Origin of the sequence: Chromohalobacter sp. HP20-39, from assembly GCF_033052815.1 — a bacterium.
Lineage (GTDB): Bacteria > Pseudomonadota > Gammaproteobacteria > Pseudomonadales > Halomonadaceae > Chromohalobacter.
Genome location: NZ_JAWHTP010000001.1, coordinates 56,506 through 79,291, shown reverse-complemented (window position 1 = coordinate 79,291; position 22,786 = coordinate 56,506). Strand labels below are relative to the sequence as shown.

20 protein-coding genes are annotated in these 22,786 nt (G+C 56.1%); all 20 read left to right on the top strand.

The features are described 5' to 3' along the window. Positions 1 to 67 precede the first annotated feature (67 nt). The 20 genes from RVY79_RS00360 (at position 68) to RVY79_RS00265 (ending at position 22,747) form a co-directional block, all read left to right on the top strand. Positions 68 to 904 carry a protein bax gene (locus RVY79_RS00360; RefSeq protein ID WP_317462063.1) on the top strand — a complete coding sequence of 279 codons (837 nt, stop codon included), beginning with the start codon at positions 68 to 70 and terminating at the stop codon, positions 902 to 904. Positions 905 to 1,004: 100 nt separating this feature from the next. Beyond that, the gene (locus RVY79_RS00355) at positions 1,005 to 2,489 is read left to right on the top strand and encodes a protein adenylyltransferase SelO (RefSeq protein ID WP_317462062.1); all 1,485 of its coding nucleotides are present in this window, start codon (positions 1,005 to 1,007) and stop codon (positions 2,487 to 2,489) included. Positions 2,490 to 3,075: 586 nt separating this feature from the next. Beyond that, the gene (locus RVY79_RS00350; protein ID WP_317462061.1) at positions 3,076 to 4,647 is read left to right on the top strand and encodes a Re/Si-specific NAD(P)(+) transhydrogenase subunit alpha; all 1,572 of its coding nucleotides are present in this window, start codon (positions 3,076 to 3,078) and stop codon (positions 4,645 to 4,647) included. An 18-nt stretch (positions 4,648 to 4,665) separates the two neighbouring features. Continuing rightward, positions 4,666 to 6,108: an NAD(P)(+) transhydrogenase (Re/Si-specific) subunit beta gene (locus tag RVY79_RS00345; protein WP_317462060.1), complete on the top strand. Its 1,443-nt coding sequence runs from the start codon at positions 4,666 to 4,668 to the stop codon at positions 6,106 to 6,108. A gap of 151 nt (positions 6,109 to 6,259) precedes the next feature. Then, a complete protein-coding gene (locus tag RVY79_RS00340; protein WP_317462059.1) occupies positions 6,260 to 7,330 on the top strand; it encodes an NAD(P)H-dependent glycerol-3-phosphate dehydrogenase in 1,071 nt (356 codons plus the stop codon). 2 nt (positions 7,331 to 7,332) lie between these two features. Continuing rightward, a complete protein-coding gene (gene sixA, locus RVY79_RS00335; RefSeq protein WP_317462058.1) occupies positions 7,333 to 7,818 on the top strand; it encodes a phosphohistidine phosphatase SixA in 486 nt (161 codons plus the stop codon). A gap of 12 nt (positions 7,819 to 7,830) precedes the next feature. Continuing rightward, a complete protein-coding gene (locus RVY79_RS00330; RefSeq protein ID WP_317462057.1) occupies positions 7,831 to 8,139 on the top strand; it encodes an antibiotic biosynthesis monooxygenase in 309 nt (102 codons plus the stop codon). A 319-nt stretch (positions 8,140 to 8,458) separates the two neighbouring features. Next, entirely contained in the window at positions 8,459 to 9,460 is a 1,002-nt protein-coding gene (locus tag RVY79_RS00325) for a TRAP transporter substrate-binding protein (protein ID WP_317462056.1), read from the top strand. A 66-nt stretch (positions 9,461 to 9,526) separates the two neighbouring features. Further along, entirely contained in the window at positions 9,527 to 10,066 is a 540-nt protein-coding gene (locus RVY79_RS00320) for a TRAP transporter small permease (RefSeq protein WP_317462055.1), read from the top strand. Positions 10,067 to 10,070: 4 nt separating this feature from the next. Then, a complete protein-coding gene (locus tag RVY79_RS00315; RefSeq protein ID WP_317462054.1) occupies positions 10,071 to 11,354 on the top strand; it encodes a TRAP transporter large permease in 1,284 nt (427 codons plus the stop codon). A gap of 19 nt (positions 11,355 to 11,373) precedes the next feature. Next, positions 11,374 to 12,510 carry a mandelate racemase/muconate lactonizing enzyme family protein gene (locus RVY79_RS00310; protein ID WP_317462053.1) on the top strand — a complete coding sequence of 379 codons (1,137 nt, stop codon included), beginning with the start codon at positions 11,374 to 11,376 and terminating at the stop codon, positions 12,508 to 12,510. Positions 12,511 to 12,512: 2 nt separating this feature from the next. Next, positions 12,513 to 13,376 carry an amidohydrolase family protein gene (locus RVY79_RS00305; RefSeq protein WP_317462052.1) on the top strand — a complete coding sequence of 288 codons (864 nt, stop codon included), beginning with the start codon at positions 12,513 to 12,515 and terminating at the stop codon, positions 13,374 to 13,376. 81 nt (positions 13,377 to 13,457) lie between these two features. Further along, positions 13,458 to 14,258 carry an NAD(P)-dependent oxidoreductase gene (locus RVY79_RS00300; RefSeq protein ID WP_317462051.1) on the top strand — a complete coding sequence of 267 codons (801 nt, stop codon included), beginning with the start codon at positions 13,458 to 13,460 and terminating at the stop codon, positions 14,256 to 14,258. 38 nt (positions 14,259 to 14,296) lie between these two features. Further along, positions 14,297 to 15,322 (top strand): Ldh family oxidoreductase, encoded by a 1,026-nt coding sequence (locus tag RVY79_RS00295; RefSeq protein WP_317462050.1) that lies wholly within the window; start codon positions 14,297 to 14,299, stop codon positions 15,320 to 15,322. A 287-nt stretch (positions 15,323 to 15,609) separates the two neighbouring features. Beyond that, complete coding sequence (kdgD, locus tag RVY79_RS00290; protein WP_411161689.1) at positions 15,610 to 16,533, top strand: 5-dehydro-4-deoxyglucarate dehydratase; 924 nt, start codon at positions 15,610 to 15,612, stop codon at positions 16,531 to 16,533. 120 nt (positions 16,534 to 16,653) lie between these two features. Beyond that, positions 16,654 to 17,715 carry an ABC transporter substrate-binding protein gene (locus tag RVY79_RS00285; protein WP_317462049.1) on the top strand — a complete coding sequence of 354 codons (1,062 nt, stop codon included), beginning with the start codon at positions 16,654 to 16,656 and terminating at the stop codon, positions 17,713 to 17,715. 101 nt (positions 17,716 to 17,816) lie between these two features. Then, positions 17,817 to 18,260, top strand: coding sequence for a tripartite tricarboxylate transporter TctB family protein (locus tag RVY79_RS00280; protein WP_317462048.1), 444 nt, complete (start codon positions 17,817 to 17,819; stop codon positions 18,258 to 18,260). 16 nt (positions 18,261 to 18,276) lie between these two features. Next, entirely contained in the window at positions 18,277 to 19,782 is a 1,506-nt protein-coding gene (locus RVY79_RS00275; protein WP_317462047.1) for a tripartite tricarboxylate transporter permease, read from the top strand. 37 nt (positions 19,783 to 19,819) lie between these two features. Continuing rightward, entirely contained in the window at positions 19,820 to 21,388 is a 1,569-nt protein-coding gene (gene garD / locus RVY79_RS00270) for a galactarate dehydratase (protein ID WP_317462046.1), read from the top strand. A 33-nt stretch (positions 21,389 to 21,421) separates the two neighbouring features. Then, a complete protein-coding gene (locus RVY79_RS00265) occupies positions 21,422 to 22,747 on the top strand; it encodes an enolase C-terminal domain-like protein (RefSeq protein ID WP_317462045.1) in 1,326 nt (441 codons plus the stop codon). Positions 22,748 to 22,786: the final 39 nt, after the last annotated feature.

Here is a 22,786-nt window from a genome sequence, read left to right as displayed (position 1 = left end):
CAATATTGACTCAACAAGAACGCGCGTTGTTGCTAGACTGACGTCTTCATGTTCAAGGAGTCGTCGTATGCCCATTCGGCACGACTTGTTCTTTTTCCGGCGCTGGCGTGGCGTTATTGCGGTGGCATTGCTGGGGGCGCTTGGCGTGGCGGCGATGCCGCCGCCTCTGGATGCCTATGCCGCTTCCCCCTCGCAAGACGGGCAGACACTCGAAAGCAACGCCGATACGCCGGCCCTCGATCCCGTCGAGGAGATGCCGGACCTGCGCGAATATGTGGCGGGCCCCGAGCGCAAAGCGGCGTTTTTCGAGTTGCTGGTCCCGTTGGTCGAAGCCGAAAACGCTAAGATTCAAGCTCAGCGTGACTGGCTGCTTGAGGTACGTGAACGTCAGGAGGCGCTGAGTGACGCTGAAAAGGCTCACCTGCAACGACTATGTACCGATTACGAGATCGAGTGTGGCACGCCCAATACGTTCGAGTACCTTCTCTCTCGTGTCGACACAGTGCCGCTGGAGCTGGTCGCCATCCAGGCCGTGGAGGAATCGGGCTGGGGGACATCGCGCTTCGCTCGCCAAGGCAATAATTTGTTCGGCTTACGTTGCTTCAGTGATGGTTGCGGCCTGGCGCAAGAAGGGAGCGAGCGTCGCTATCAGCAGTTTGCTAGTGTTCAGGAAAGCATCGAACATTACCTGCATAACTTGAATACGCACCAAGCCTATCTAGCGTTACGCCAAAAGCGTGCCGCTTTGACCGCCAATGGTCAGCCCGTCACCGCCAAGTCGTTAATTCATACGTTGGACAACTACTCTGTCAGTGATGACTATTTCGATATTCTGCTGGCGTTATTGCGTACCAATGGTGACTTGATTCGTCAGCACAGAGATGACGATGACAGCCCAGCCTGAGACATTGCTTCCGTCATGTTCCGACGCCGCTTGCGGGCGGCATTTCAAGTTGTCCAGCACGCTTTTATCGGGCGTTACCGAGCGTGTAAAGTAGGTAGACATGCCCCTTCGCGAGGTCACCATGACGCTCGATGCGCTGCGCTTCGACAATGCCTGGGCGCGTCTGCCCGACGATTTCTTCACTCGGGTCAGCCCCACCACCTGGAAAAACACGCGACTGGTGGACATCAGTCCACATGGTTGTCGCATGCTAGGCCTCGATACCGAGCTTTTCAACGACGATTCCCCTTCGCGAGAGACTCTACGCCAAGTGTTGGGGGGCGAAACCGTATTGCCGGGGATGGATCCTCTGGCGCAGAAATACACCGGCCACCAGTTCGGTGTCTATAATCCCGCCTTGGGGGATGGGCGCGGACTGCTGCTGGGAGAAGTGGCGACTGACGACGGCTTCTGGGACCTGCACCTAAAGGGGGCCGGGCAAACGCCGTATTCGCGTTTCGGCGATGGCCGCGCCGTGCTGCGTTCGACGATTCGCGAATATCTCGCCGGAGAGGCGATGGCGGGGTTGGGCATCCCCACGACGCTGGCCCTGGCCCTGGCGGTCAACGACGAGAAGGTTCAGCGCGAGCGGGTCGAGCCCGGCGCGACCCTGTTGCGCCTGGCCCCCAGTCATGTGCGCTTCGGACACTTCGAATGGTTGTATCAGGCGCGCCGCAACGATGACTTGCGGCGTCTCGTCGAGCATGTCATCACGCGTCACCGCCCGGCCTTGGCGGAATGCGAGGCACCGACGGAGGCGCTGTTCGGCGATACGGTTGCGCGTACGGCACGCCTGATCGCCGCCTGGCAGGCATACGGGTTCGTGCACGCGGTGATGAACACCGACAACATGTCTATTCTGGGATTGACGCTGGACTACGGACCTTATGCCTTCATGGATCGTTACGAGCCCACTCTGGTGCCCAACCATACCGATACCGCGGGCCGTTACGCCTTCGATCAGCAGCCCGGGGTAGGGTTGTGGAATCTCTCGGTGCTGGGTCAGTCGCTGACGCCGTTGGCGGATCCGGAAGCGTTGCGCGCTCAGTTGGCGGAGTACGAACCGGCGCTGCAACAGGAGTATGCGCGCCTGATGCGCGCTCGCCTGGGACTCGAGCAGGTGCAAGAAGGCGATGCCCAACTGGTTCAAGATTGGCTGACGCTGCTGGCCGATGCGGGCGCTGACTATCACCGTGCCTTTCGCGCCCTGGGCGAATGGGCCGTCGATGATGGCGCGTGGCTGCATGACGAGGTTCCGGCCGAAGGCTTGGCAGCCTGGCTGTCGCGCTATCGCCAACGCCTCGATGATGAGCCACGCGATGACGCATCACGGCGTGAGGCCATGCAGTCGGTCAATCCGCTCTATGTGCCGCGTACTCATCTCATTCAGCAGGTTATCGAGGCGGCAGAAAAGGGCGATATGGCGCCATTGGCCGAATTTCGGGCCTTGCTCGCCGACCCCTTTACGTCGCAGCCGGGTATGGCGCATTGGGCGGCCGCCCCGGCGCCGGAAGCCTCTGTGATCTGCCTTTCCTGCTCATCGTGACACCGCAAGTCGTCGTATGACGGCGTCTTGCGACAGCCGTTTCTCGATCAACGCGTGGACTGCTAGCGCTTCTCGAATATAAGGGATCGTAGCGATGAACGTGCAGGCGTGGTGTCGAGATTGTTGAATATCGCTATCCTCAAGCCAGCGTGCATGCTTTCAATATGCGCTAGTATTAACTAAGCGAAGTCGTGAATAATGTATCGTTTATGGCCCGTATAAGGTAATAAGTAGGTCGTAGTCGTGCCGTTAATTCAAATTAAAACAAGGGCTTGTGGGCCATTTTGAAGCATAAGAGCTGTGTTATGGCTATCATAAACCAATGATTATGATGGAAATTTTTGATTTTCCTGTTGATTTTTAAAATGTTTTTCATTAAATAAGCAAGACCATTGATACGAGGTGTATCAGCATTACGGAGCGTGACGCGGCCGTTAATATGGCCGCGTTCCAATGTTCGGTATGACACAGGATTTCATGATGGAGAACCCTATGCGACCAGCCAGGAGCCAAGGATGAACATCAAGAAATATGCGACAAGCGATGCTTGGCAAGGTGCCATCCGGCACGAAACAGGAGGTGTGGCATGAAGATAGGGGCTCCCAAGGAGCGTGCCCAGGGCGAGGCGCGCGTGGCGCTGACGCCGGAAAGTGCCCAGCACATCCAGAAGCTCGGCCATGAATGCGTCATCGAGTCAGGCGCCGGGCGGGCGGCCGGTTTCGACGACGAGGCATATCGCGACGCAGGTGTTGAGGTCGTCGATGGCGGCGCGGCACTGTGGTCGGCAGCCGACGTCGTCATCAAGGTACGCGAACCCGACGAAGAGGAAGTCGGCTATTTGCGCGAGGGGCAAACGCTGATCACCTTCTTCTGGCCGGCCCAGAACGAGGACCTGCTCGAGCGCTGCAAGGCGACCGGTGCCACGGTAATCGCCATGGACATGGTGCCGCGTATCTCGCGCGCCCAGAAGATGGATGCGCTTTCCAGCACCGCCAACATTGCTGGCTATCGTGCAGTGATCGAAGCTGGCAATCAGTTCGGGCGCTTCTTCACCGGCCAGGTCACGGCGGCGGGCAAGGTGCCGCCGGCCAAGGTGCTGGTCGTGGGCGCGGGCGTCGCCGGGCTCTCGGCCATCGGCACCGCAACCAGCCTGGGCGCCGTGGTGCGTGCCTTCGATGTACGCCCGGAAGTCGCCGAGCAGATCGAGTCGATGGGCGCCGAGTTCCTGTTTCTCGACTTCGAGGATAGCCAGGATGGCTCGGGCTCCGGCGGTTATGCGGCCCCCTCGAGCCCCGAGTTTCGCGAGAAGCAGTTGGCGCTATTCCGCGAGCAGGCGCCCGAGGTGGATATCGTCATCACCACCGCGCTGATCCCGGGCAAGCCGGCACCCAAGCTGTGGCTCGAGGATATGGTCCAGGCCATGAAGCCGGGCTCGGTGATCGTTGACCTGGCGGCCGAGAAGGGCGGTAATTGCGATCTCACCGTACCCGACCAGCGCATCGTCACAGACAACGGTGTGGTTGTGGTCGGCTATACGGACTTCCCTTCACGTATGGCGACGCAGGCGTCGTTGCTCTACGCCACCAATATCCGTCACATGCTCACCGATCTGACGCCGGAAAAAGATGGCGTGATCGTTCACGACATGGAAGACGACGTGATTCGTGGCGTCACCGTGGCGCACCATGGCGAGATCACCTTTCCGCCGCCGCCGCCCAAGGTCAAAGCCATCGGACAGTCGGCGCCCAAGGAGAAACCCAAGGAACCGACCCCGGAAGAGAAGAAAGCGGCTGAGCATGCGACCTTCCTCGCCCAGACCAAGCGCCAAGTGGGCATGTTGGTAGCTGGCGGCGTGGTGATGGGCCTGTTGGGCCTGGTGGCACCGGCGTCGTTCATGCAGCACTTCATTGTTTTCGTGCTGGCCTGCTTCGTGGGTTTCCAGGTGATCTGGAACGTCAGCCACTCATTGCATACGCCGCTGATGGCGGTGACCAACGCTATTTCAGGCATCATCGTGCTTGGTGCGGTGTTGCAGGTCGGCTCGGGTAGTTGGCTGGTGGGCTTGTTGGCAGGTATTTCGGTGCTGATCGCCACCATCAATATCGTGGGTGGCTTCTTGGTGACGCGCCGCATGCTCGCCATGTTCCAGAAATCCTAACGCGGCGGAGAAAAGACGATGTTGAGTCAAGGATTGGTGTCCGCCGCAGCGGTGGCGGCAAGTGTATTGTTCATCCTCTCGCTGGGAGGGTTGAGTAATCAGGAAAAGGCCAAGCGTGCCGTCTGGTACGGCATCGTAGGTATGGGGTTGGCGGTGATCTTCACCATGCTTGGCCCCAATGTCGGCGGGTACTGGTGGATGATACCGATGATGGTGATCGGTGCCGGTATCGGCGTCTACCTGGCCAAGAAGGTCGACATGACCGAGATGCCCCAACTGGTCGCGGCGCTGCATAGCTTCGTCGGCTTGGCGGCGGTGTTCATCGGCTTCAATGCCGACTTGGAGCGCCGCCGGGTCATGGCCGCGCAGCTCGCCGGGGAGGCCAGCGAAGGGTTTTCGGCCTTCGCCGCGCTGGTGGCCGAGAAGACGCCGGCCGAGCTGACGTTCCTGCAGGTCGAGGTAGTACTGGGCGTGTTCATCGGCGCGGTGACGTTCACCGGTTCGGTGGTTGCCTTCGGCAAATTGGCAGGCAAGGTGGACGGCAAACCACGCCAACTGCCGGGCGGCCATCTGCTCAATGCCGGGGCGGCAATCATGTCGCTGCTGTTGGCGATCGCCTACCTCAATGGCGCGGGCTTCTGGACGCTGTTGCTATTGGCGCTGCTGGCCTTCTTCATCGGTTATCACTTGATCATGGGCATCGGCGGTGCCGACATGCCGGTGGTGGTCTCGATGCTCAACAGCTATTCCGGCTGGGCGGCGGCGGCCATCGGTTTCACGCTGTCCAACGATCTGTTGATCGTGACCGGGGCGCTGGTGGGTTCGTCCGGGGCGATTCTGTCCTACATCATGTGCAAGGCGATGAATCGCAATTTCGTCAACGTGATTCTGGGCGGCTTCGGGGGTAGCAAAGGACCGGCGGCGGAGATCGAGGGCGAGCAGATCGCCATCGATACCGGTGGCGTGGCCAGTGCACTCAACGATGCCGATAGCGTGATCATCGTGCCAGGTTACGGCATGGCGGTGGCGCAGGCGCAGAATGCGGTCAGTGAGCTGACCCGCAAGTTGCGTGCCGCCGGCAAGACCGTCCGCTTCGGTATTCATCCCGTGGCGGGGCGCCTACCGGGGCACATGAATGTGTTGCTGGCCGAGGCCAAGGTCCCGTACGACATCGTGCTGGAGATGGACGAGATCAATGACGATTTCGCCGAAACCGACGCGGTGATCGTCATTGGCTCGAATGACATCGTCAATCCGGCCGCCGAGGAAGACCCCAACAGCCCCATAGCCGGCATGCCGGTACTCAAGGTGTGGGAGGCCAAGCAGGTCTTCGTCTGCAAGCGTGGCCAGGGCACGGGGTATTCGGGCATTGAGAATCCACTGTTCTTCAAGGACAACACACGGATGCTGTATGGCGATGCGAAGTCGAGTATCGATGCCTTGCTGCCGTTGGTGGATTAAACGAGCTCCCTCGGAAGGTCGAGGAAGAAAGTAAATGCGATGACACCGCCCACGGGCGGTGTCGTCGTTTGCAGGCAGTAGATGATCGGGCGTGCGTGACACGTCAGGTTCGCTACAATGGCGTCATTTCGCAGGCCACCAGGAAACGTCCATGACCGACGAACGTCTTCAAGTCGCCGTGCTTGGCGGCGGCAGCTTCGGTACCGCCATCGCCAGCATCGCCGCCGACAACGGAGCCCGTGTGCGCCAGTGGATGCGCGATCCGGCCCTGATCGAGCAGATCAACCGCGAACACCGCAATTCACGCTACTTGCCGGATTACGCCATGAATCCCTCGGTAGTCGCTTCGGACGATATGCGCGCCGTGTTGGAAGGTGCCGAGGTGGTCTTCATTGCCATTCCCTCGAGCGCTTTTGCCGTCGTTGTCCGTCAGGCTCGGGAGTGGCTAGCGCCTTCTCAAATCCTGGTCAGCACCACCAAGGGGATCCATGAAGAAGGCTTCAAACTGATGAGCCAGATTCTCGAGGAGGAGACCGGCTTTCCGCATATCGGTGTGCTGTCGGGCCCCAATCTCGCCTCCGAGGTTGCCGAGAAACAGCTCACGGCGACGGTCATCGCCAGTGACGATCCCTATACCCGGGCACGGGTACAGTCGGCACTCGGCTGCGATTATTTTCGTGTTTATGCCAGCAACGACCGCTATGGCGTCGAATTGGGCGGTGCGCTGAAGAACATCTATGCCATCGCTGCGGGGATGGCAGCGGCGCTGGGCATGGGCGAAAACACGCGCAGCATGTTGATGACACGCGCGCTGGCGGAAATGAGCCGTTTCGCGGTGGCGCTGGGCGCCAATCCGCTGACCTTCATCGGACTGGCGGGCGTGGGGGATCTCATCGTGACTTGCTCGTCGAAGCTCTCGCGCAATTATCGTGTCGGGTTTGCGCTGGGAGAGAACAGGACGCTCGAAGAAGCCATCGAATCGCTGGGTCAGGTGGCGGAAGGCGTCAACACCGTCAGTCTGGTACGCGAGAAAGCGCGCCGTGAAGACATTTACATGCCCTTGGCCGAAGGGCTTTATCAGGTGCTGTTCAACGGCGTGCCGGCGCGACAGATGGCACAAATGCTCATGCAGCAGGAGCAGAGCAGCGACGTGGAGTTCGTCCTGCCACGACAGGATGTATTCGAGGCGCGTCGGATGGAACCCGGGGCCGAGGAGACTTGAACGTGTCGAGACTTTATATCATGCGGCATGGCGAAGCCGCGCCGGGCATGCCAGATAGTGAGCGGTCACTCACTAAGCAAGGAGAGGCAGAAGCGCGTGCCATGGGGACATGGCTGGACAGCATGCTTGCCGATGACGTGCGCAGGACGCTACGTGTCGTCGCCAGCCCTTACCGGCGGGCTCAGCAGACCGCACAGTGGGTGGCCACTCCCATGGGGCGCCATATCGAGACGCTACCGATCATCACCCCGGACGATCCGCTGGAGCCGCTCATCGACTGGTTGCAGCAAGAAGCCGCACACACGCCGTGTCTGATGGTCAGCCACATGCCGTTGGTCGGTGCGCTGGTCGGGCGACTGGTAGAGGGTGATATGCGTGCGTCGCAGCCCATGCCAACGGCCACCATCGCTACGCTGGAAGCCGATATCTGGGCGGCGGGTTGCGCAACGCTTAAACACTGGCAGTCGCCCCGTGAACTGCTTGGCTAAGGAGAGGAGCGAATGAGTTTTATCGTCATCAACCGTGTTTTCGTCAATTCGGGGTATGAAGCCGAGTTCGAGCGCCGGTTTCAGCAACGCGCCAGCGAGGTCGACAAACAGCCGGGCTTCAAGGCCATGCGAGTCTTGCGGCCTCAGGGCAACCAAACGCCTTATCTCGTCGAGACGGAATGGGAAGATCAGGATGCCTTCCGTGCCTGGGTGGGAAGTGATGACTTCAAGCAAGCCCACGCCAATCCCATGCCCGCCGAAGCTTTTTCCGAGGGCGGTGGTCTCGAGCAATTCGAGATCGTCGAGGGCACCCAGGCTTAATCCTTCAATTACCCGCCGCTACCTCCTTCCCCGGTAGCGGCGACTCCCTATGCTGGGCTTTGTTCTTTATACCTTAGTTCTATCGACTATTGTTGATGTTGTATGACAGCCGGCGCATGCCTATCTTTCTGCTTGTATGATGTATGACATAAAAGCTTGATGTCATTACGCTAAACAAGACAGATGCGGGGGGCTGATGGCGGGCTATGTACGTAAACCGCTGGTGATGCCCACGCCGAATAAAGACAAACAATTCAATGATCTGATCGAAATGACAAGAAACGTATAACGACAATGCTATATCGATAGGAGGCATGTCATGCAATTAAAGAACAATCTGAAGCTGAAAAACTGCCTGTCCGTTGCTGCGGTGGCTAGTGCCGTGGCTCTGATGTCTTCACCTGTTCAAGCCGAACAATGGCGTGGCTGGAATATTCACCCCCCGGGTTATCCAAATAGCGAGGCCTTGGAAAGCTTCGCAAAGGAGGTCGCCCAGAAAACCGATGGACGGGTTGAGCCCAAGATGTACCACAACGCTGTACTCGGTGATCAGCCGGACGCTATCGAGCAAGTACGCAGTGGTGGGTTGGATTTTGCCAACTTCAACATGGGACCGATGGGGCCGATTGTACCGGCGACCAACGTACTGTCGTTGCCATTTATCTTTAATAGTGTTGACGATATGTATCGCATCATGGATGGCGATATCGGAGACCGGTTTGCCGATGCTTTGGAAGAAAAGAATTTAATCGCACTGTCTTGGTTTGGGTCTGGCGCTCGCAGCCTCTATAACACTGAACACCCGGTGGAGACGCCCGATGATGTCAAAGGTCTCAAGTTCCGTGTGATGAACAACGACCTCTATGTTCAGATGATCGATGAAATGGGTGGCAATGCGACACCGATGGCCTATAGCGAGGTTTATCAATCACTCAAGACCGGCGTCATTGATGGTGCGGAAAATAATTATCCATCCTACGAGTCAAGTGGTCATTATGAAGTTGCGAAGTACTATTCGCTTACCGAACACTTGATCCTGCCGGAATGCCTGTGTGTGGCGAAGTCAAGTTGGGAAGAACTCAGCAAAGAAGATCAGAAGGCTGTTCGCAAAGCAGCCGAAAATGCTGCCAAGGAGCAGCGGCAACTCTGGGAAGAGCGCGTTCAAAAGAGCAGGCAGATAGTTCTTGATTCCGGCGTGAAGATTAACAAGGTGGATAGCAAGTCTGCGTTTCAGGAAAAGATGCAACCTATCTACGATGAGTTTATTAAACAGCACCCTGGGCTTGAGTCGCTGGTTCATGATATCCAGGCTGCACAATAATCATGTAAAAATATGAATACCCCGGGTCGGTGTCGACCCGGGGATTTCTTGAAAGGACTAGCTGCTGTGAGCACCTTTTCCGATGAACTCAGTGGTCAAGACGCAGAAAAAAAGCCTCGAACGCTACTTGACAAAGTTTTAGATGGTCTTGCTCGACTTTGTATTATTGTGGCGGGCGTTTTGATGGTTTTCCTGATCATAACTTTTGGCTGGCTAGTGTTTGGTCGTTATGTTCTCAATGATACGCCAACTTGGGTCGAGCAATCTTCTTTGGTGATAGTTGTTTATATAACCTGCCTCGGCGCTGCAGCGGGAGTTCGTAATAACAGTCATCTAAGTATCGATTTCGTACGCGAGGGGTTGCCGGCATTGCCGCGTGAAATCATGCGCTATATCGCTGACCTGTTCGTCATCGTCTTCGGTGGGTTCATGGCATGGCAGGGCTGGATCATGGTGATGGACAATCTCGCCCGTCCCGTTCCCATCATCGGAATTTCCGAAAGCTGGCGTGCCGCCCCTCTGGTGGTCTGCGGTTTTCTCATGGTGCTGTTCGCCGGGATCAATATCATCGAACGTGCCATCGGCACGGCGCAAGGGGAGCATTGACGCTATGGGGCTGACTATTCTCTTTGGCCTGTTCTTCCTGGGGTTGATCGTAGGTGCTCCTGTGGCCTTTGCCGTCGGGCTGGCCGCCGTTGGCACCTTTCTTTACGAAGGGCTGCCTTTGTTCGTTGCCTTCCAGCGTATCCTCTCGGGAATTTCGGTGTTTTCACTGCTGGCGATACCGTTTTTTATCTTTGCGGGAGAGCTAATGCTGCATGGCGGCATCTCAGATCGCCTGGTCAAGCTGGCTTCCGCTGCCGTGGGGCGCGTGCGTGGCGGATTGGGCATGGTCAACGTGAGTTCGTCGATGTTGTTTGGAGGTATTTCGGGGTCGGCGGTTGCCGACACGTCGGCGCTTGGTTCTATCCTCATCCCGGTCATGAAGGAAAAAGGCTACGATGCTGACTATGCGGTCAATGTGACCGTGACTTCGTCGATCGCCGGGGTGGTGATCCCGCCCAGCCACAATATGATTCTTTATGCTGTCGCTGCGGGTGGTGGTATCTCTATAACTCAATTGTTCCTGGCCGGTATCGTACCGGGTATATTGATGTGTCTTGCATTAGCTTTTGCTGCGTATGTCGTAGCAGTCAAGCGTGGCTACAAGGGAGAACCATTTCCAGGATGGTCGGCACTGGCCATTAGTTTCGTGGCAGCTCTTCCAGGATTATTGACGGCAGTAATCATTGTAGGTGGGGTTTTGTCCGGCATCTTGACAGTAACTGAGTCCGGCGCCTTTGGTGCGATTTATGCCATTATCGTAACCGGACTGGTCTATCGTGAATTGCGTTGGGAGTCCTTCAAGAAAGCGGTCGCGCAGTCTGTTCGCACCACGTCATTGGTGATGATCCTGGTAGGCTGTGCCTCGGCGTTTTCTTACCTGTTGGCGCTGTATAGCGTTCCTCAATTGATAACCGACTCGCTTCTGGAAATTTCTGATAATCCCTATGCCATCTTGTTAATACTTAACCTGGTGTTACTCGGGCTGGGGATGATTATGGACATGGCAGCACTGATCCTTATTTGTACGCCCATTTTCCTCCCTGTGGCGATGCAGTTTGGTATGAGCCCAGTTCAGTTCGGCATTGTCATGATGATGAATCTGGGGCTGGGCCTATGTACACCGCCGGTTGGTTCCTGTCTGTTTGTCGGCAGCGTGATAGGCAAAATAAAGATCGAAAAGGCGGTCAAGACGATTTGGCCTTTCTATCTCGCACTTTTTCTAGTGTTGATGTTGGTGACCTATGTGCCAGCCATTTCCATGGCACTCCCCAATTTCTTGGCCGACTGACTTTAGATAGGGGCGATCAATGAAAATAGAAGCCGTTAACGTTCACTTGCTGGATCATCAGCTCGACCACGCTTTTGAAAGCGCTTCCATGCGTTTCGATAGGCGCCAGCATTGCCTAGTCGAAATTGTCTGTGATGATGGCACTATTGGCTGGGGCGAGTGCCTGGGACCCGCCAAGCCCAATGCTGCCGTGGTCAGGGCATACGCCGTAGCGCTTATCGGGTGCAACCCGCTGGAAACGGAAAAGTTATGGCTCGAGCTTTACAACCGCCTGCGTGATCAAGGGCAGCGCGGCCTTACCGTGACGGCATTGAGCGGCATCGATATCGCTCTGTGGGATATCAAGGGCAAGCACTATGGCGCGCCGATATCCGAGCTGCTCGGAGGGCGCTTTCGTGAATCCGTACGCGCTTATGCCACCGGCTCGTTCAAGCGCGATGGAGTCGATCGTGTCCAGGATACGGCCGAGGAAGTGGCCGGTTATGTTCGCGAGGGCTTTCATGGTGTGAAGATCAAGATCGGCTTCGATGTCGAGGAAGACCTGAAGGTCATCACCGCCGCGCGCGAGTCGTTGGGCCCTGAAGGACGCCTGATGATCGATGCCAACCATGGGTACGATTTGCTTGAGGCGCTGGAAGTGGGCAAGCGCGCTTCGGCATTGGACGTGGATTGGTTCGAGGAACCGGTGTTACCCGAGCAGATTTCTACTTACCACGCAGTGCGTGACGGACAGCCGATCCCCGTGGCCAGTGGCGAAAACTGGCATGGCCGCTACGCCATGCTGGAGCCGCTGCAAGCCCGTGCGGTGGATATCGTGCAGCCGGATATCTGCAGCGTGGGCGGGTTTTCCGAGATGCGCCGCGTCGTCGATATGGCGGCGATGTTCGGGGTGCGCCTGGTGCCGCATGTCTGGGGCACGGCAGTGTGCATTGCTGCCAGCCTGCAAAACATGGCGGCAATGCCGCCCAACCCTCCCCGTCGTCGCCCTCGAGAACCGATCATGGAGTTCGACAGAACGCATAATCCTTTCCGCCAGGCGGTCGTCAAAACGCCGTTGGAACATGCCGGCGGTGTCATGCAGATTCCCGATGGCCCCGGTCTGGGCATCGAGATCGATCGTGATGCATTGCGCCAATTCGCATTGAAGGAGGCCTAAGCGTGTCAGAGATTCCCGCCAACACCCGCCCGCTCGACGGCCCGGCACCCAGGCTCGAGGCGCCGGCCGGGGCGACCGACTGCCACATTCACTTGTACCTGCCGGGCTTCGAAGCCCAGCCCGGCGGTCCGAAGATTCCCGAGCTGGCCACGGTCGAGGACTACCGCAAGCGCCAGCAATGGCTATCGCTCGAGCGGGTGGTGGTCACCCAGCCCAACGCCTACCAGCGTGATAACAGCGCCCTGCTTGCGGCACTGGAGCAGTTGGGCCCCGAAACCGCACGTGGCGTTGCCGCGGTGACGCCCGATACGCCGGACGATGACCTGCAGGCCTGGCATGCCAAGGGCGTGCGCGGGGCGCGGATCATGAACCTGCCGGGCGGCGCGGTTAGCCACGAGCAGATGCTCGATGTCGAGCGGCGCATCCGCCCGCTGGGCTGGCACCTGATGGTGCAGTTCAACGGCTGCAAGCTAAACGACTACCTCGACGGCCTGCGGCGTATCGAAGGCGAGTACATCATCGACCATATCGGTAAGTTCATGCCGCCGGTGCCCGCGGACGACGCCCGGGTTGGCGAGATCCTGCGGCTGCTCGATCGCGGCAATGCCTGGTTCAAGATCTGCGCCGGCTACGAAGCCAGCCAGACCGGCGGCCCCGACTACACGGATATCGGGGCGATCGCCAAGCGGGTCATCGCGCATGCCCCCGAGCGCATCATCTGGGGCTCCAACTGGCCCCACGTCGGCGTACCGCGCGAGCACTATCCCGACGACGCCGAACAACTCGATGTGCTGCTCGACTGGGCATCGGCCGAGCAACGCCAACGGATTCTCGTGGACAACCCGGCACGACTTTACGGCTTCTAGATGTCGCTATCTTATTGAACGAACGCGCATGAATGCGATGACGGTGATCTTGCGCGTACTGAATATTGAAGGAGTGTATGCATGTTGAATCGAATTCTGGTGACAGGCGCGGCCGGTGGCGTGGGGCGCGCGATTCGGCCGCATCTGGAAACGCTGGCGCACAAGGTGCGTCTATCGGATATCGCCGATCTCGGTCAAGCAGCGTCGCATGAGGAACTGGTCCCCTGCGATCTCGCCGATGCCGGGTCTGTGCACGAACTGGTCAAGGACTGCGACGGGATCATTCATCTCGGCGGCGTCTCGGTGGAACAACCCTGGAACGATATTCTCCAGGCCAACATTATCGGCGCTTATAATCTTTACGAGGCGGCCAGGAACCTCGGCAAACCACGCATCGTATTCGCCAGCTCCAACCACACCATCGGCTTCTACCCACGTACTACACGCATCGATACCGAAGTGCCGCGTCGTCCCGACTCGCTATATGGCCTGTCCAAGTGTTTCGGCGAAGACCTGGCGAGCTTGTATTACCACAAATTCGATATCGAGACCCTCAGCGTGCGTATCGGTTCTTGTTTCCCCAAGCCGAAAGATACGCGAATGATGGCCACCTGGTTGAGCGTCGAGGATTTCATGCGCCTGATGACTCGCGCCTTCGTCGCCCCCAAGCTGGGCTGCACCGTGGTCTACGGCGCATCGGCGAATACCGAGTCGTGGTGGGATAACAGTAAATCAGCGTTTCTCGGCTGGGCCCCGCAGGATAGTTCGGAACCTTGGAGGATCGAGGTCGAGGAAGAAGCTGGTGCGCTCGATCCAAATGATCCATCGGTCATCTATCAGGGCGGCAAATTCGTTGCGGCCGGGCATCCAGATGACAACTGAAAAACTCCGTGGTGATTTGCCAGCCGTGGGAGGCTCGTATGAGTGATCAGACAAGGTTATCTCTCGAGGAAGCATGGACGCTGAGTGTCGATGTTCTTGAGCAAAATGGCTTCTCCAAGGATCAAGCGGCCGCCATTGCTCGCAGTGTGGTGGCGGCTCAGCGCGATGAATGCCACTCGCACGGTCTGTACCGACTCCTTGACTGCGTACGCACCGTTCGTTTTGGCGGTGTCGATCCGCATGCTGTCCCCGAGGTGGCAGATCAGGCCACGGGCGTGGTGAATGTCGATGCACGAGGTGGCTGTTCGCTACTGGCTTTCGAGACCGCGCGGCAGCCTCTGATCGAGAAGGTGCGTGCCAGCGGTGTGGCGGTTCTGGCTGTCAAAAACGCCTTTCACTTTTCGGCGTTGTGGCCCGAGGTGGAATCCTTGGCCGACCAAGGCTTAGTTGCGTTGGCGATGACCCCGAGCCATGCCTACGTCGCTCCAGCGGGTGGCCACTCGCCATTGTTGGGGACGAACCCCATCGCGTTTGCCTGGCCGCGGCCGGAGGGCACGCCGTTCGTCTTCGACTTCGCTACCAGCGTGGTCGCACGCGGCGAGGTTGAACTGCACCGCCGGGCCGGTGAGTCGATCCCCGAAGGCTGGGCGCTCGACGAGGCGGGTCAGTCAACGACTGATCCAGAGGCGGCGTTGGCCGGGGCGCTTCTCCCGTTCGGTGGTCATAAAGGTGCAGCATTGTCGATCATGATCGAACTTCTGGCCGGGCCACTGATCGGCGACCGCCTAGGGCATCAAACTCGTCCGGCGGATGACAGTGGAGAAGGGGCGCCGCAGCATGGTGAATTCATCCTGGCCATGGATCCTCACGTCTTTCTCGGCGCCGATGCCGAAGCGCGCCTACAACAGGCTGAAGCTTTGTTCGAAGGTATCACTGCCCAAGGAGCTCGCCTGCCATCGCAGCGTCGATATGCGGCTAGGGTACGCAGTCAAAGCGAGGGCGTGACAATTCCCGCTGCGTTGTATGCGGAATTGGTGCAGTTGAGAGACGGTGACAGAGTTTGAGTGCACGACAGGGCCTTTGGCCCGATGATGAGTGAGCTAAAGGCGAAACCATCACGAAGCCCTCTCATTGATCCAACGAACGTGTTGTACTGCATAGGCTGCATCCGCCTTTTTTGCGGCTAGTTGCTTTCCAACGACTACCTTGTTTTTCTTGGCCTTTAATACTTTTGTTTTATCGACCATTGTCGGTGTTGTATGACAGCCAGTGCGTGTCTATCTTTTCACTTGTATGATGTATGACATATAGGGTATATGTCATCACGCTCAACAAGACATAAGCGAGGGACATGACGGTGCAATTTTCCAAAGCAGAAACGATAGAAGCGGTTGGCGATGGCCTGCTGTCTTTTCCGGTTACGGATTTCGATTCTGCAGGTCGCTTCGATGAAGAGAGTTATCGTAAACGGCTTGCATGGTTCGTCAGTCATGATATCTCCGCCGTCTTCGTGGCAGGTGGAACTGGCGAATTCTTTAACCTCTCTTTGGATGAGTTTCGTCACATCGTGCGCGTTGCGGTCGATGAAATCGGCGGCAAGGTACCGATCATCGCGAGCGCAGGCTTGAGTGTGGAAAGCGGCAAGGCCTTTGCCAGCGCTGCGGAAGAGGCCGGTGCCGATGGCATTCTATTGATGCCGCCCTATCTGACCGAATGCCCACAGGATGGGCTGGTCGAGTACGCTCGCCAAATCTGCGACAGCACGTCGATCAATGTCATTTACTACAACCGTGGCAATGGTGTACTCGAAGCCCCGGCCGTCCAGCAACTTGCCGAAAAATGCCCCAACTTGATCGGGTTGAAGGACGGCAAGGGAGACATGCAACTCCTCAACAAGATCGTCAAGACGGTAGGCAACCGCCTGATCTATGTCGGCGGTGTCCCGACGGCTGAAATCTTCGCCGAAGCGTATCTCTCCATCGGCGTCAACACCTACTCTTCCGCTGTCTTTAACTTCGTGCCGGAGTTGGCATTGAAGTTTTACAGCGCATTGCGTGCCGGCGATAGCGCCACGGTGAAGAAGATCACCCAAGAGTTTTTTATTCCTTTCGTCGATCTGCGTGATCGGAAAAAGGGATATGCCGTCAGCCTCATCAAGGCAGGAGCTGACATCATTGGTATGCCGGCGGGGGATGTACGTAAACCACTGGTGATGCCAACCTCGGATGAGCGCGATGTCTTGGAAAAAATCATTGGGAAAGCCAACGAATTATGAGGATATGGCTGGATTCGTAAGGAGTAACGAAGAACGAATCTAGCCATTAGCCGGAGGTCTTGCTAAGGGGTTACAACTAAAAAGACCTTTGATACGCCAAGCCAAGAGGAAAGAAGCCTTATGAAAACCATGACAACGCACTTAAAGAAACTTGCATTGGCGGTGGCTGTTGCAGGAACCGCAAGCGCTTCCATGTCCAGTTTTGCTGCAGAGAATTGCCCGATCCCTGAGAATGTTCGTGTTGTTATCGGCTCGACTTCAACGGGGGGAGACACCTATCAGAATTCGAGTCTGGTGACTGACTATTTGTCCAAGCATCTGGATATCAACATGAAGGTGGACGCTGTCGGTGCGATCCCAGCATTTCGTGCCTTGGAGCGCAGTCCCAATGGCAATACCATCATGATCTTCCATGACATGGCATATCTTGGCAATCTTTATGACGTCAATGGATATGGCAACGTCTTCGAGAAATTTAAGATAGGACCTACTATCGCAATTAATCCAGGTAATGCGTATCTAGTGCCTAAAGATTCTCCATATCAATCGATTGGGGAAATCATTGACGCTGCAGGTAATGGCGAAGAAATTAAGGTTGCCATTCAGCCGGGAGGGGTTTCCGAGATTGGCTTCAGTGCCTTGAAGAATGCCGTGAAGCGCGAATATCCTGGTAAAGAAAAGAATGTTGTGGCAGTTAATACTGGTTCTCAAGCCGATAAGAATCAACTGCTTTTCAATGACTATGCCGATGTCATCAATGGCAGTGTTCAGGCTAATGAACAGTACACACGTCTCCCGAAGAGCGATCAAAAGGCGATGCGCTTCGTGTGGTTGACTGCACGCAATGAAACAATTCAGCAGGCGAACCCAGAAGGAATGGGGGAAACCACGCGGGAAGATCTTCTAGAGTACGTGACGCCCAACGCGTCAGTCCCAATGACTGACGATAAGAACTTTACTTTCGATAAAGAATTCTTCTTTGTTTACAACAAGCAAATGGATCAGGATATTGTGAAGTGTATCGATAAGGCGCTCAAGGAAGTTTACGCCAAAGGTGAGATACAGAAAAGGCAGAAGGAGCTGTTCTTTATTCCTAACTACATGCCTTCTTCCGAAGCTGGCAAGCATCTGGAAGACAAGATGACTGAATATAAAGATATTATCAATAATATTCAGTCATGATGCTTCGGGGCGGTGTCGAGTGATGCCGCCCCTTTACAAGTTTCGGTGTTTCAAGGCTGTGTTCTTGGCCCAACCTTGCGGAAAGTAAAAATGGGTTAAACATGGAAAATGGTTTCTTGTCATTATTTGACGTGTCGATCAGCTTCGAGCAATCGCACCTGTTTTTTCCAAGGATAATAACTTGGGTGTTGGTTGTAATGCTGGGGGTGATCTTGATTAAAGAACGTCGCGCTATCTTGCCTGGCCTAAGAAAGGCGGGAGAAGCAGTGTTCACAAAAGGGGGGAGTTTTGACAGGCTTCGTTTTTTCGGCACTATCGTCTTGACGACAGTATATTTTTACTCGATGTACGTCGTAGGACGACAGTTTCCTAACACTGGGTATGGATTTTTGTTAATGTCTATTCCCTTTATCTTTCTGCTTTCATTGTTGTATGTCGAGAAGCGAACTCGAAAAAATATAGCGATAATTTCTGTTACTGCTGTTATAGCACCATTGCTGGTATGGTTTCTATTAGCCCGGCTTTTCGGTATTACACTGCCCTGATGGCGGAGAGATAATTATGGATTTCCTCTCACAATTGACGCCGATGTTCTTTCTGTTAGTAGCGGTTGGAACCTTGGTTGGTATTATTTTTGGCTCGATCCCTGGCATGACAGCCACAATGGCAGTAGCAGTTTGCCTGCCCTTGACCTACGCACTTGGATTAAACGGTGCCTTGGCTTTGTTGTTGGGCCTATATGTTGGGGGTATTGCCGGCGGGATGGTGCCAGCGGTTCTTTTGAACTTACCGGGTACGCCTTCTTCGATATGTACTACCTTTGATGGCTATCCCATGGCCCAGGCTGGTAACGGCGAGAAAGCGCTAAAAATCGGGGTGGTGGCCTCGTTATTTGGTGGTCTTTTCAGTGCGGCCGCTCTCTTTTATCTCGCGCCAGTTTTGGCTGAGTTTGCTATAAAGTTTTCGTACGTTGAAAAGTTTTTGGTCATTCTTTTAGCGCTAAGCGTCATTGCCTCACTATCCAACAGCCTATTGATGGGCATGTTTAGTGGTGTCTTAGGAATATGGTTGAGCCTAGTGGGTGTTTATCCTATCACTGTGGGTGGTAATGGTGAGGTGCGGTTAGTACCGAGTTTTCTCGAGGATACAATGTATAGTGGGTTTACTTTGTTGCCTGTCCTGATAGGTATATTCGGGTTGGCAGTGATCCTCGGGGATGCCGCGACAGGGTTGAAGGGTGAGGCCTCAAAGAGTGTCAAGCTGTCTAAGGGGGAGAGATTTTCTTTTAGTATCTTCAAAGGCAAGCTTGTCAATCTGTTGCGTTCATCGACTATCGGTACCTTTGTGGGTATTCTACCTGGTGTTGGTGGAAGTACCTGTTCCATTCTGGCTTACACACAGGAAAAGAATTTCTCGAGAGATCCTTCCCAGATGGGTAAAGGCGCTCCTCAAGGCATTGTCGCTTCCGAGTCTTCGAACAATGCTTTGACGGGTGGCGCACTTGTTCCCTTGCTTTCGTTGGGGATTCCAGGTGACTCTACTACGGCTATATTGATTGGTGCTTTTACGCTTCAGGGTATTCAGGTGGGGCCGCTTTTCATCAATAGTAATATTGATACTTGGTATATCATAATCACGGCGCTTGTGGCGGCCAATATTGTCATGTTCTTTGCCATGTATTTTGCTATACGCCACATTGCAAAAGTGGTGGAAGTGCCAAAACACCTTCTTTATCCAATTATTGTGATGATGTGTGTTGTCGGTGCTTATGCCATTAATTACGGCGTTATGTTCGATGTGTGGGTGTTGTTAGTTTTTGGGATTCTTGGCTATCTTCTCACCAAAGTTGGGGTTGAAATTGTGCCCCTTATTATTGGCTTTATTTTGGGCGGCTCCGCTGAAGTCTATTTTGTAAAAAGTATAGAATCCTTTGGCAACCTCACAGTCTTCTTTACCAAGAGTCCTATTGCGGTTGTCCTTTGGGTTTTGATCGTTGTCTCCTTGGCCTTCCCTGTGTATATGCGAATGCGTACACGTAATAGCCAGGATACGGCTTCTTCACGCTGATCTTCGGCAATTGAGGTAATTAATCGAGGTGAATGGTATGGGGCGAGATCAGGAGAAAAACCGGGTCATCAGGGTACATGCACAGGACAATGTTGCTGTCGTGGTCAGCCAGGGTGGGGTGGTTGTCGGTGAACATCTCGATAATGGAGTTGTGTCCGAGGCCAACATCCCACAAGGGCATAAAGTTGCTCTTGTGGCTCTCTCTGAGGGGGATGCGGTGATTCGCTACGGTGAGGTCATCGGAACAGCGGTTACGCCGATCCCATGCGGTGGTCACGTCGACGAGAATAACCTGCGTATGCCCACGCCGCCGGCGTTGGATGACCTACCGCTGGCCACACTCTCGGTTCCAGTGTCGGAACCGCTGGAGGGGTACACCTTCGAGGGGTTCCGCAACACCGACGGCAGTGTCGGTACCAAGAACGTTCTCGGCATTACCACTAGCGTACAGTGTGTGGCGGGAATCGTCGACCATGTGGTCCAGCGCATTAAGAGAGAGCTTTTACCACGCTTTCCCAATGTCGATGATGTGGTGGGGCTCAACCACAGCTATGGCTGTGGCGTGGCAATCAATGCACCAGCTGCCGTGGTGCCAATCCGTACCCTTAAGAACCTGGCCCGGAACCCCAACTTTGGCAATGAAGTCATGGTGGTTGGCCTTGGCTGCGAGAAGTTGCAGCCCTCGACTTTGGTCGAGGATCAACCGGTCAAAATCTACGAGAATACCGAGGACGCTGATCCTGAAGCCAATGTGCTAAGTCTTCAGAACGAGTCCTTCGAGAGCTTTGCCGATATGGTCGAAGGCATCATGGCCATGGCGGAGCGGCACCTAGAGCGTCTCGACAAGCGCCAGCGTGAAACTTGCCCGGTTTCCGAGCTGGTAGTGGGCATGCAATGCGGGGGTAGCGACGCCTTCTCCGGGCTGACAGCCAATCCCGCCGTTGGCTTCGCCACTGACTTGATCGTGCGCGCGGGGGGCAGCGTGATGTTCTCCGAGGTGACCGAGGTGCGCGATGCCATTCATCTGCTGACGCCGCGTGCTGTGAATGCTTCGGTCGGCCAGGCGCTGATCGACCAGATGGCTTGGTATGACGATTACTTGTCCCAAGGCCAGGCGGATCGCAGCGCCAATACGTCGCCAGGTAACAAGAAGGGTGGGCTCTCCAATATCGTCGAGAAGGCGCTTGGCTCGGTGATCAAGTCCGGCAATTCGCCAATCGTCGATGTCATCGGCCCTGGTGAGCGGCTGCGCAAGCGTGGTCTGACCTTCGCCGCCACCCCGGCCAGCGACTTCATTTGCGGCACCCTGCAGGCTGCTGCGGGCATGAACCTGCAGGTCTTCACCACCGGCCGTGGTACGCCCTATAACCTGCCGATGACGCCGGTGATCAAAGTGTCTACTAACTCTACTTTGGGAAAGCGGTGGCACGATCTTATCGATCTCGATGCCGGGCGTATCGCGACCGGTGAAGTTTCTATCGAGGAGGTGGGCTGGGAGCTGTTCCACCTGATTCTCGATGTGGCTAGCGGCCGCCACAGGGTCGCTGCTGATCGGCTCGGCTTGTACAACGATTTGGTGCTGTTTAACCCAGCACCGGTGACATGAACTTAGTTTGACTTTTCACAAAAGGTGACCTCCATGTTCCCAACCATCACTAACATGCGCATCGTGCCCGTGGCCGGCTACGATGGCTTTCTGCTCAACCTGAGCGGTGGTCATGCACCTTGGTTCATCCGCTGTATCGTCATCCTCGAAGACGATGCCGGTAACCAGGGTGTGGGCGAAATTCCTTCTAGCGCTGGCATTCTCAAGGGGTTGGAGCAGTGCCGGGGACTGGTCGAGGGAACGCGTGTCACTGATATCAAGAAGACGCTAAATCAAGCGAAAAAGCGCCTGGCAAAAAACGGTCGTGAAGAGCGCGGCCGCCAGACCTTCGACCTGCGCGTGGCGGTGCATGTGCTGACGGGTGTCGAGTCTGCTTTGTTCGACCTGCTGGGGCAAGCGATGGGTATGCCGGTGGCAGATCTTTTAGGGCAGTACGGTCGCCAGCGTGATGAAGTCGAGGCGTTGGGGTATCTCTTCCTGCTGGGCGACCCGGACAAGACCGACTTGCCTTATCCCAAGGCCGAGAACCCGCAGGATGCTTGGGATGAAGTGCGTCGCAAGGAGGCGCTGACGCCTGAGGCCGTTGCCAATCTGGCCAAGGCCGCTTTCGATCGTTACGGCTTCAAGGACTTCAAGCTCAAGGGCGGCGTACTACCTGGCGAGGAAGAGGCTGAGTGCATTCGAGCGTTGCACGAAGCGTTCCCCGAGGCACGTTTGACTCTGGATCCCAATGGTGCCTGGTCGCTCGATGAGGCTGTGAGAGTGCTGGATCCCATCAAGCATCTGCTCAGCTACGCCGAGGATCCCTGTGGACAGGAGGGCGGGTTCTCCGGTCGCGAGACCATGGCGGAGTTCAAGAAGCGCACCGGCCTTCCCACTGCGACGAATATGATCGCCACCGACTTCAAACAGCTACAGTATGCCGTGCAGCTCAATTCAGTTGACATTCCGCTTGCCGATTGTCATTTCTGGACGATGCAGGGCGCGGTGATGGTCGGCGAGCTGTGCAATGAGTGGGGCATGACCTGGGGCTCGCACAGCAACAATCACTTTGATATCTCGTTGGCGATGATGACACATGTGGCAGCGGCCTGCCCGGGTGAGATCACCGCCATCGATACCCACTGGATCTGGCAGGATGGGCAGCGCATCACCAAAGAGCCGTTCCTGATCCGCGATGGTAAGCTCAAAGTGCCATCTACTCCGGGGCTCGGCATCGAGCTGGACGAGGAGAAGTTGATGGAAGCGCATCAGCTTTATAAGGGCCTCGACGTGACCCAACGCAACGACGCCATGGCGATGCAGTATCTCATCTCGGGTTGGGAATTCGATCCCAAGCGACCGGCACTGGTACGTTGAATGAACAATGAGTGGATATCCATGCAAACGACACATGAA